This is a genomic window from Rhizobacter sp. P2_H2, assembly GCF_056403375.1.
Window position 1 is genome coordinate 1 of record NZ_JBFUFP010001618.1, and the last position, 823, is coordinate 823.

The window sequence follows — 823 nt, forward strand, 5'->3', positions numbered from 1 at the left end:
GCGCAAAGCGCGCCGACCAGGCCCCGGTGGTCACCAGCAGCTGGGCCGCTCGGTAGCGGCGCCCGTCGACCGTGTGCGCGACGAACTCGCCGCCCTCGCGCTCGACCTGCGCGACCTCGCTGTGCTCGTGGATGTGCGCGCCGGCGCGCTGCGCCGCGCGCGCGAAGGCCGGCCCGGCCAGGCGCGGGTTGGCATGCCCGTCCAGCGGCGACAGCGAGCCCGCCACCACCGCATCGCTGAAGATGCCCCAGCGCTCGCGCAACGCCGCGGCGCTGAACATCTGCAGGTCCAGGCCGAGCGGCTGCACCTCGCGCACGTGCTGTTCCAGCCGGGCCGCCTGCTGGTCGGTGTAGCAGACGCGCAGGTGGCCGTAGGGCACGAACTCGAGGTCCTCGCCCAGCAGCTCGTTGACGCGGCCCCACACGGCGCGCGCGCGGTTCRCGAGCGGGATCTGCTCGAGCGCGCGGCCCTGGCGGCGCACGTTGCCGAAGTTGGTGCCGCTGGCCTGGCGGCCGATCAGCTCGCGCTCCAGCAGCCGCACGCTCAGGCCGTGCCGGCGGCGCAGGAACAGCGCCGTCGTCGTGCCCATCAGGCCGCCGCCGATGACCAGCACGTCGCTGCGCAGGACTTCACTCATCGCCGGCCTCCTGCGTGCTCATCAGCAGCGGCTTCACCGGCGCCTGGCCGCGCAGGCGGCCGACCTGCTCGATCGGGATGTGCGCGCTCGCGGCGACGATCTCGGCCGCCGCATGGGCACAAAAGCGGCCCTGGCAGCGGCCCATGCCGACGCGGCTGAAGGCCTTGGCGCGGTTCAACTCCTGGC

At 74.3% G+C, this 823-nt stretch carries 2 protein-coding genes; both read right to left on the reverse strand.

Features of this window, described 5'->3' with window-relative positions; translation table 11 throughout:
• A partial coding sequence (locus tag AC1D15_RS35140; RefSeq protein ID WP_477829722.1) for an NAD(P)/FAD-dependent oxidoreductase occupies positions 1 to 637 on the reverse strand: 637 nt, incomplete at its 3' end.
• Positions 630 to 823, reverse strand: a 194-nt coding sequence (locus tag AC1D15_RS35145) for a bacterioferritin-associated ferredoxin (RefSeq protein WP_477829723.1), incomplete at its 5' end; no start/stop codon positions are given. The genes AC1D15_RS35140 and AC1D15_RS35145, both read right to left, overlap by 8 nt.